This window comes from Streptococcus loxodontisalivarius, from assembly GCF_016908645.1.
Lineage (GTDB): Bacteria > Bacillota > Bacilli > Lactobacillales > Streptococcaceae > Streptococcus > Streptococcus loxodontisalivarius.
Genome location: NZ_JAFBEH010000064.1, coordinates 1 through 9,381, shown reverse-complemented (window position 1 = coordinate 9,381; position 9,381 = coordinate 1). Strand labels below are relative to the sequence as shown.

The 9,381-nt window shown below is 41.2% G+C and carries 9 protein-coding genes; 3 read left to right on the top strand and 6 right to left on the bottom strand.

The window, feature by feature from the left end; all coding sequences use genetic code 11:
- Positions 1–561 precede the first annotated feature (561 nt).
- The 6 genes from JOC28_RS09870 to argF all read right to left on the bottom strand — a co-directional run bounded on the left by JOC28_RS09870 (position 562) and on the right by argF (position 5,241).
- On the bottom strand, positions 562–1,410 hold the full coding sequence (locus tag JOC28_RS09870) for an NAD(P)H-hydrate dehydratase (protein ID WP_205010520.1): 849 nt from the start codon (positions 1,408–1,410) through the stop codon (positions 562–564).
- A complete protein-coding gene (locus tag JOC28_RS09865) occupies positions 1,410–2,270 on the bottom strand; it encodes a bifunctional methylenetetrahydrofolate dehydrogenase/methenyltetrahydrofolate cyclohydrolase (RefSeq protein ID WP_205010519.1) in 861 nt (286 codons plus the stop codon). The genes JOC28_RS09870 and JOC28_RS09865 overlap by 1 nt, the downstream gene beginning before the upstream one ends.
- Positions 2,271–2,353: 83 nt before the next feature.
- Positions 2,354–3,088 (bottom strand): amino acid ABC transporter ATP-binding protein, encoded by a 735-nt coding sequence (locus tag JOC28_RS09860; RefSeq protein ID WP_205010518.1) that lies wholly within the window; start codon positions 3,086–3,088, stop codon positions 2,354–2,356.
- Positions 3,088–3,774, bottom strand: a complete 687-nt coding sequence (locus tag JOC28_RS09855) for an amino acid ABC transporter permease (RefSeq protein ID WP_205010517.1) — start codon at positions 3,772–3,774, stop codon at positions 3,088–3,090. The genes JOC28_RS09860 and JOC28_RS09855 overlap by 1 nt, the downstream gene beginning before the upstream one ends.
- A gap of 174 nt (positions 3,775–3,948) precedes the next feature.
- Entirely contained in the window at positions 3,949–4,179 is a 231-nt protein-coding gene (locus JOC28_RS09850; RefSeq protein ID WP_205010516.1) for a DUF1797 family protein, read from the bottom strand.
- Positions 4,180–4,260: 81 nt separating this feature from the next.
- Positions 4,261–5,241, bottom strand: coding sequence for an ornithine carbamoyltransferase (gene argF / locus JOC28_RS09845; RefSeq protein WP_205010515.1), 981 nt, complete (start codon positions 5,239–5,241; stop codon positions 4,261–4,263).
- A 266-nt stretch (positions 5,242–5,507) separates the two neighbouring features.
- On the opposite strand from argF, the gene JOC28_RS11015 reads away from it, so the two are divergent.
- The 3 genes from JOC28_RS11015 to JOC28_RS09830 all read left to right on the top strand — a co-directional run bounded on the left by JOC28_RS11015 (position 5,508) and on the right by JOC28_RS09830 (position 9,020).
- Positions 5,508–7,781 carry an ATP-dependent Clp protease ATP-binding subunit gene (locus tag JOC28_RS11015; protein WP_205010514.1) on the top strand — a complete coding sequence of 758 codons (2,274 nt, stop codon included), beginning with the start codon at positions 5,508–5,510 and terminating at the stop codon, positions 7,779–7,781.
- Positions 7,782–8,202: 421 nt separating this feature from the next.
- Positions 8,203–8,649, top strand: coding sequence for an NUDIX hydrolase (locus tag JOC28_RS09835; protein ID WP_205010513.1), 447 nt, complete (start codon positions 8,203–8,205; stop codon positions 8,647–8,649).
- Between the two features lie 68 nt (positions 8,650–8,717).
- On the top strand, positions 8,718–9,020 hold the full coding sequence (locus tag JOC28_RS09830; protein WP_205010512.1) for a DUF1827 family protein: 303 nt from the start codon (positions 8,718–8,720) through the stop codon (positions 9,018–9,020).
- The last annotated feature ends 361 nt before the right edge of the window (positions 9,021–9,381 follow it).

Here is a 9,381-nt window from a genome sequence, read left to right as displayed (position 1 = left end):
AACAAGACACCTCTACTTTAGCATAAAGAAAAAGTAGTGAGTACTCTCTCCCGTCGGAGATTTCCTCACTACTAATCTTAGTATGTTTTTATAGTATGATTTACGAGACGCAGTGGCTGGGAGCCTTTCTTGCTGGCTTTGCCAGCTTAGAAAGTCCCTTGCACAGTTCATTAAGTGCTTTAGCACCAATGAACCACTGCTGAGTGGAGAGGATGAAAGCTACACTTTCCTTATTTCCCTACCTCAAACAGTCCACTGGACCTTTTGAGCGTCAATAAATTAACTCTTACAGCCCTACTTTGATATCAAGCTATGCTTGATTTTATTTACAACCTCAAAAGGTTCCCCAAACCTTTTGAGTTATGCAGAGGTGGGTTGAAAAAGTCCAGTGGACTTTTTCAAGTGGGAGATAAAGCTTACGAAGTGAGTGTCAAAAACAGTCCTGGGGATAGACTGTTTCAGGTCAGCTACTGACAATCAAAACTTGCTGACAAAATCGAATTACTTCATCGGATTGCTAAAACTATCTCTCAGATAGTTTTACTGTCCCACACTCTCTCTTTAATCGATTAGTTTTCCCTGAGAGAGTGATTTCATCCATCTTGGAATTTCTTGGCTGATCTGGGTCGGTAAGACCACATAAGCGTCTTTAGCTAAGTGGTCTGCAATAGCTGAGTGAAGCCAGGACGCGATCAAAACCACATCAAAGGCATCCGTCTGCCCAAACTGAGCTAAAAAGCCCGCTATCATACCGCAGAGCGTGTCTCCCATGCCTCCAGTCGCCTGATAGGGACCTCCAGCTTCGATAGCAGCTGACCTATCTTTCGTTAAAACTTTGGTCGCCTGACTTTTGGCCACTAGGATGGTTTCTTTTGGAAAATGGCAGAGCGCTACTTGACTAGCAGCGTCTGTCTGCTCGGACATGGAAAGACCCGATAGTCTCTCCCACTCTTTTTGATGAGGTGTCAGGACTAGCTGATTCGTCAGATGTAAACTTTCTTTTCGCTTAGCTAATAGGTTGAGAGCGGAGCCATCGATAATCAATCGACAAGAAGTCTCCAGATGATCTAAGACAAAATCAAAGGTAGCCTGAGCTCTGCTATTTTCAGACAAACCAGGACCAATCAAGACAACGTCAGCCTTAGCAAGGTTCTCAGTCAGCAAATCGCTATCTGCCATATCAAAAGCCATGGCCTCTGGCAGGTGGCTATGGAGGGCTGCGATGTTAGCTGAGTCTGTCGCAACTGTCACAAGGCCAGCACCGCTATTGACACAGGCTAGAGCTGACATGATGATGGCACCTCCGTAGGGATAGAGCCCACCAATCAGAAGTACACGACCGTAAGTTCCTTTATGACTGTCTGTTTGACGCGGTTTAATGACAGATTTAATCAGTTGAAAATCCAGCATTAGTTATCTGCCTTGGCACTTCTAAGGGCTGCCTGATAAGTCTGTTCAAGAAGCATTGTGATTGTCATCGGCCCTACACCACCTGGTACTGGCGTAATCATGCCTGCAAGCGGCTCAACTTGGTCAAAGTCAACGTCACCAACTAATTTGCCATCTTGGTCACGGTTGATACCAACGTCGATAACCACTGCACCTTCTTTAACATAGTCAGCAGTGACAAAGTTTGCACGACCAATCGCCACGATAAGGACATCAGCTTGTTTGCAGACTTGGGCAAGGTTAGGTGTGCGTGAGTGGGTCAAGGTTACTGTCGCATTCTTATCCAAAAGAAGCTGAGCCATCGGTTTTCCGACGATATTAGAACGACCGATGATAACTGCGGTTTTTCCTTCAAGCTCAACTTGATACTCATGCAGCATTTCCATAATACCAGCTGGCGTACATGGTACCATTTGTGGACGACCATTCCAGAGATTTCCTGTATTCATAGGGTGGAAACCATCAACATCCTTCTTAGGATCGATGGCTAGGAGAATTTTCATCTCATTGATATGTTTAGGTAGAGGCAACTGAACCAAGATACCATGGAAGAGGTCATCTTGATTGTACTTTTCAATAACTTCAATCAACTCCTCCTCACTGATGCTATCAGATAAGCAAACGGTTTCACTCTTGAAGCCAGCCTTAATAGCAGAACGCTCCTTATTACGGACATAGACTTGACTAGCTGGATTGTCACCAACCAAGATAACAACCAAACCAGGAATTACCCACTCTTTTTCTTTTAGTTTAATAACTTTTTCAGCCAGACGCTCCTGCATCTTGACAGCCAAAGCCTTACCATCAATAATTTGAGCCATAATCTTCTCCTCGAAACAAAACAATTTTTAAATTATTATATCAAAAAACGATACCAAATGATATCGTTTTCTTAGTGACTATTTTACAAAACTTTTGACAAAAAATCTTTTGTACGTTCTTCTTTGGTATTTCCAAAGACTTCTTCTGGTGTTCCGTCTTCGACAACGACACCACCATCCATGAAGATAACACGATCTGCTACTTCACGCGCAAATCCCATCTCATGCGTCACGATAACCATGGTCATTCCTGACTTAGCAAGATCCTGCATAACAGCAAGAACTTCACCGACCATCTCTGGGTCAAGAGCTGACGTTGGCTCATCAAAGAGGAGAACATCAGGATCCATAGCCAGTCCACGAGCAATAGCAATACGTTGTTGCTGACCACCTGAGAGACTCGGTGGAAAGGCTAAGGCTTTCTCCTTAAGACCAACCTTCTCAAGAAGTTCGTAGGCTGTTTTTTCCGCCTCAGCCTTTGAAATCCCTTTGGTCTTGATTGGTGATAAAGTAATGTTATCCAAGACAGTCATGTTTGGGAAAAGGTTGAACTGTTGGAAAACCATCCCCATCTTTTCACGCATCTTGAAAACATCATTTTTCTTGTCTGTAATATCAACACCTTCAAAGGTAACTGTTCCCTTGGTAGGTACTTCAAGCAGGTTCAATGAACGCAAGAAGGTTGATTTACCAGAACCTGATGGTCCAATGATAACCACAACTTCTCCGGCTTGGATATCCAGATTGACACCTTTTAGAACCTCATTTCTTCCAAAGTATTTGTGAAGGTTTTTAATTGAAATAATTGCTTTTGACATTAGGCTTTACCTCCGTTTGACATTCTTCCTTCAAGCAGTTTCAAAAGTCCTGACATAGCACTTGTTACCATGAGGTAGTAGAAGGCTGCGAACAAGAGAGGCTCAACAGGGATATAAGTCGCTGTCGCAACTGACTGGGCACCATTCCAGAGCTCCATAACCCCAATTGTTTGAAGAAGGGAGCTATCTTTGATAATGGTGATAAATTCATTCCCCAAAGCTGGCAGGATGTTTTTAATCGCCTGTGGCAAGATAACATAGCGCATAGTATTAATAGGCTTGATACCTAGCGAGTAAGCAGCTTCCATTTGACCTTTTGGCACAGCTTCGATACCCGCACGAACGATTTCAGAAATATAAGCTCCGCTATTAAGCGAAATGATGATAATACCAGGTACGACACGGGTCAAGTCAATGTCCAAAACACCAAAGCTAATCGTTGGTAGACCACTAAATTGCATCCAAGTGAAGGCAATCATGATCTGAACCACCATCGGTGTTCCCCTAAAAATCCAAACATAAAGACTGACCAACCACTCAAGAATCTTAATATTAGAGCGTTTAGCTAGGGCAACCAAGATACCGATAATTGTCCCGAAAAAGACAACACAGACCGAAATCATAATGGTAACCATGACACCATAGTTGAAATACGCCCAGTACTTAGGCAAGAATGAAAAATCCATTAGATACTCCTATTTACAAAATTCATATAAACAAAATTATAACACAAAACGCATAATCATACAATAAACAAGAATAGATAAAAACACTTTCATGTAATATTCATGTATTATTTGCTTTTATACAGTATTTATACAAAAAAGAAGAGGCTGACTAATCAGCCTCTCTCATTTTTATTAGTACAAAAGATCGTAGATTTCCATTGCAATCAAGTCGATGCTATCAAATGAGTAAGACTCACGCGCTTCAACATCACGCAATGTGAAAACTGGACCATTCTCAGGATCGTTGCTGAATGATACTTCTGCTACAACAACACCCTCGCGCTCAAAATTACGTTTTAAATTACTATCATCAGTAGCCATCAATTCAAGACGGTTAATGATTCTCACCAAATGTGATTCCATGAATAGATTCTCCTATTTGTTTATTCGTTAGACCTATTTTAACATAAAACCTTATAAACAAACAAGGCAAACCCTTATTTCCTAGATATTTTTTAAAGATTGGTACATGATTGCCTTGATGGAGTGCATACGATTTTCAGCCTCTTGGAAAATGGTTGCACTGTGCTTTTGGAAGACCTCATCTGTGATTTCCAGTTCAGCCAAACCATATTGGTCATAAATCTCCTGACCAGTTTCTGTATTGAGATCATGAAAGGCTGGTAGACAATGCATGACGATGACCTTGTCGTTGCCTGTCTTAGCAATCAAGTCACTGTTAATCTGATAAGGAAGAAGAAAATCGATTCTCTCTTTAAAGTCTACTTCTTCTCCCATAGAAACCCAAACATCCGTATAGAGCATGTCCACTCCTGAGACAGCATTAACATCATCTGTAATGGTCAAGGTCGCACCAGTATTGTGGGCATGAGCAAGGGCGATAATCTCCTCCTCAGGCTGGAGCGTCTTAGGGGCAATAATGGTCACATTGACACCTAGAATAGCTGAAGTCACAAGGAGAGAATTCGCCATATTATTTCTACCATCACCGATATAGGCGATGCTGAGCCCTTCTAGACTTCCAAAATGCTCCTTGAGTGTCATAAAGTCAGCAATCATCTGCGTCGGATGCCAAGTGTCCGTCAAACCATTCCAAACAGGAACACCAGAATGCTCAGCAAGTGCCTCTACATCTTCCTGCTTAAAGCCACGGTACTCAATCCCATCAAACATTGAGCCCAAAACCTTGGCTGTATCAATAACAGACTCTTTCTTCCCAAGCTGAATCTCTCCTGCTCCAAGATAGGTCACATTCATCCCCAAATCTTGACCAGCCACGGTAAAGGCTGAACGTGTTCTAGTTGATGATTTTTCAAAAATCAGAGCAATATTCAAACCATCCAAATACTTATGAGCAATTCTCTTCTTCTTCAATTCCTTAAATTTGATGGATAAATCAATCAAATCCATCAAGTCCTGCTTACTAAAATCAATTTCTTTTAAAAATGAAAGTGCCTTTGTCATATCTCTACCTCTTTGCATCAAAATAATAATTTAAAATAATTTTAGTATATTTATACATTTTTGTCAACGTTTTTTTGATTTTATTTATCTTTATTCATTTTCTTCCATATTTTAGCACTCTATCTTAAGGACTGCTAAAATCACATACTTTTTGCTTGCATTGTCATTTCAGAGTGCTATAATAAAGGCATAAAGTTTTGACCAAATTTGACCTTTAATCAAAACTGTCAGACTTTCATCTTTCTGAAAGGAAAAGGTAACTTCCTATGTTATGTCAAAATTGTAATCTCAATGAATCTAGTATTCATCTCTATACTAATGTTAATGGGCAACAAAAGCAGATTGATCTCTGCCAAAACTGCTATCAAATTATGAAAACTGATCCTAGCTCTGCTATTGGCAGCATCTCCAACCAATCATCAAACCTTTTCGATGATTTCTTTGGTGACTTGAACAACTTCCGTGCCTTTAGTGGTGACCTTCCAAATACCCCTAAGACTCAGTCTGGCGGCAACGGTGGAAACAATGGCGGTGCTGGTAACACTAACCGTGGACCACAAGCTACAAGACCTCAACAACAAAAACCTCAAGGTCTCCTTGAAGAATTCGGTATCAATGTGACAGACATTGCTCGTAAAGGTGACATTGACCCTGTCATCGGACGTGATGAGGAAATCATCCGTGTCATCGAAATCCTCAACCGTCGTACCAAGAACAATCCTGTTCTCATTGGTGAACCTGGTGTTGGTAAAACAGCTGTTGTTGAAGGACTAGCTCAAAAAATTGTTGATGGTAATGTCCCTCAAAAATTGCAGGGCAAGGAAGTCATTCGCCTAGACGTTGTTAGTCTGGTTCAAGGAACTGGTATCCGTGGGCAATTCGAAGAACGTATGCAAAAACTCATGGAAGAAATTCGTCAACGTCAGGACGTTATTCTCTTCATTGATGAAATCCATGAAATTGTCGGTGCTGGGAATGCTGGTGATGGCAACATGGATGCTGGTAACATCCTCAAACCTGCCCTAGCCCGTGGTGAATTGCAACTGGTCGGTGCAACAACTCTCAATGAATACCGTATCATTGAAAAAGATGCTGCGCTTGAACGCCGTATGCAACCAGTCAAGGTAGATGAGCCAAGTGTCGAAGAAACTATCACTATTCTTCGCGGTATTCAGCCAAAATACCAAGACTACCACCATGTCAAATACACAGATGAAGCCATCAAAGCTGCTGCTGAATTGTCAAACCGCTACATTCAAGACCGCTTCTTGCCTGATAAGGCTATCGACCTCTTGGATGAAGCTGGTTCTAAGATGAACTTGACCCTCAACTTTGTTGATCCTAAAGAATTGGACAAACGTTTGATCGAGGCTGAAAACCTCAAAGCCCAAGCAACACGTGATGAAGACTTTGAAAAAGCTGCCTTCTTCCGTGACCAAATCGCCAAATACAAGGAAATGCAAAGTCAGGAAATCACTGACCAAGACATGCCAGTCATCACTGAGAAACACATCGAGGCCATCATCGAACAGAAAACAAATATTCCTGTTGGTGACCTCAAAGAAAAAGAGCAATCTCAATTGATTAATCTTGCTGACGACCTTAAGACACACGTTATCGGACAAGATGATGCCGTTGAAAAAATTGCTAAAGCTATCCGTCGTAACCGTGTTGGTTTGGGTGCGCCAAACCGCCCAATCGGAAGTTTCCTCTTCGTTGGTCCAACTGGTGTCGGTAAGACTGAACTTTCTAAGCAACTAGCAATCGAGCTCTTCGGTTCAGCTGATAGCATGATTCGCTTCGACATGTCTGAGTATATGGAAAAACATGCAGTAGCTAAGTTGGTCGGTGCGCCTCCAGGTTATGTCGGCTATGAAGAAGCTGGTCAATTGACCGAGCAAGTTCGCCGCAATCCATACTCACTCATCCTCCTCGATGAGGTTGAAAAGGCTCACCCAGATGTCATGCACATGTTCCTCCAAGTCTTGGACGATGGACGTTTGACAGATGGACAAGGTCGCACAGTCAGCTTTAAAGATACCATCATTATCATGACTTCAAACGCAGGTACAGGCAAAGTCGAAGCCTCTGTTGGTTTCGGAGCAGCCCGTGAAGGTCGTACTAACTCTGTTCTTGGACAACTTGGTGATTTCTTCAGTCCTGAGTTCATGAACCGTTTCGATGGTATTATCGAATTCCAAGCTCTCAGCAAGGAAAATCTCCTCTCAATCGTTGACCTTATGCTTGATAATGTCAATGAACGCCTTGCAACAAACGGTATCCACCTTTCTGTAACTGAAAAAGTTAAAGAAAAATTGGTTGACCTTGGTTACGATCCAAAAATGGGTGCCCGTCCACTCCGTCGTACCATCCAAGACCATATCGAAGATGCCATTACAGATTTCTATTTGGAAAATCCTACCGAAAAAGAACTCAAAGCTGTCATGACTCCAAGTGGCAACATTCACATCAAATCAGCCCACAAAGCTGACGAAGAAACTCTCCAAGAAGAAACGACACAAGAAAACATTCCAGAATAAGCTAGCCTTTCTAGAATAAATAAAATAAAATAAAATGAACCGTCCTCAACTGTTAATGACTCTGTCTAACAATTGGGGCGGTTTTCTTTTTCTAAAATTTAGAAGGGATTTTCTCTGAATTTTCTAAAGATTTTGAGTAGGATTTTTAGCCACTTTTTAGTATAATATTAGGAAACAAGCTGTATGAATGGCTCAATTATTAAGAAAAAGAGAGTGGAACAGTAAAACTATCTGGAAGATAGTTTTAGCAATCCAATGAAGGAATTCGATTTTGTCGTTCCACCTCCGCACAGTTGAATAGGGCTATAAGAGTTGATTTATCAGCGAATTAGAGACCACTCAACCACTGCGTCTTGTAAATCATACTATAAAAATTAAGAGAGTTAGTACTTTTGTCCCAACCTCTAACAAGGAGAACTCTATGACAAACCCAACATTCGGTGACAAGCAAGAAGGCGTTGATTATCAAAGTCGCTACGGTGTCTATGCTGTTATTCCCAATCCAACTAAGGATAAAATCATTCTAGTTCAGGCTCCAAATGGTGCCTGGTTCCTGCCTGGCGGTGAAATTGAAGCTGGTGAAGACCATATGGAAGCTCTTAAACGTGAATTGATTGAGGAACTTGGTTTTACTGCACAAGTCGGTAGCTACTACGGTCAGGCTGATGAATACTTCTATTCAAGCCACCGTGATACCCACTACTACAACCCAGCCTATATCTATGAGGTTACTAGTTTTGAGGAGGTTGACAAACCCTTGGAAGACTTTAATAATCTTGCCTGGTTTGATATCAGCACAGCCATTGACAAACTAAAACGTGGCAGCCATAAGTGGGGAATCCAAGAATGGCAAAAAAATCATCACTAAAATAAAATTGCCCCGCCGATTGAACCAATTAGTGATATAATAAAGATAAGAATAAGCAGGAGGAATTTATGAGACTCATTAACACAACAAGTAGCCATTCTGAAATGGTTCGCAACCAACTCCGCAATACTGATGCAACTCTAGTTGAAGTCTACTCTGCTGGAAATACTGATGTTATCTTTACACAAGCACCAAAGCATTATGAAATCTTGATTTCAAACAAGCACCGTGCTATCAAAGATGATGAACTCGATGCCATTCGTGAATTTTTCCTAAAACGTAAAATTGATAATGACACTATCGTCCAAGATCAAATCAAAACCTTGCATACAGCAAACTTGATTGAAATTTCTATTCCGACAGTAGCCTAAGATTAATCTCTTAGGCTATTTTCTTATTTCAAGAAAAATAAAAAATCTGGATTAAATCCAGATTTCAGAATGTAGACAAACCTAGTTTACAACAAAATTTAAAATAAAAGCTCTGCTTACTTAAAATAAATGACCGATTTCTGCGAGCGGAGTGCTAAAACAGTCTGGGAGACTGTTTTAGGTAGGGAATAGAGAAAGCACAGCTTTCATCAAAACAGTCTGGGAGACTGTTTTAGGTGGGGAATAGAGAAAGCACAGCTTTCATCAAGAGGCTGGGCAAAAACTAGCTTCAGAATAGAAAAAAACGAGCACTTCCGCAGTCGGAGATGCTCGTTTTCCAATGTCATGGTTTATAATTATA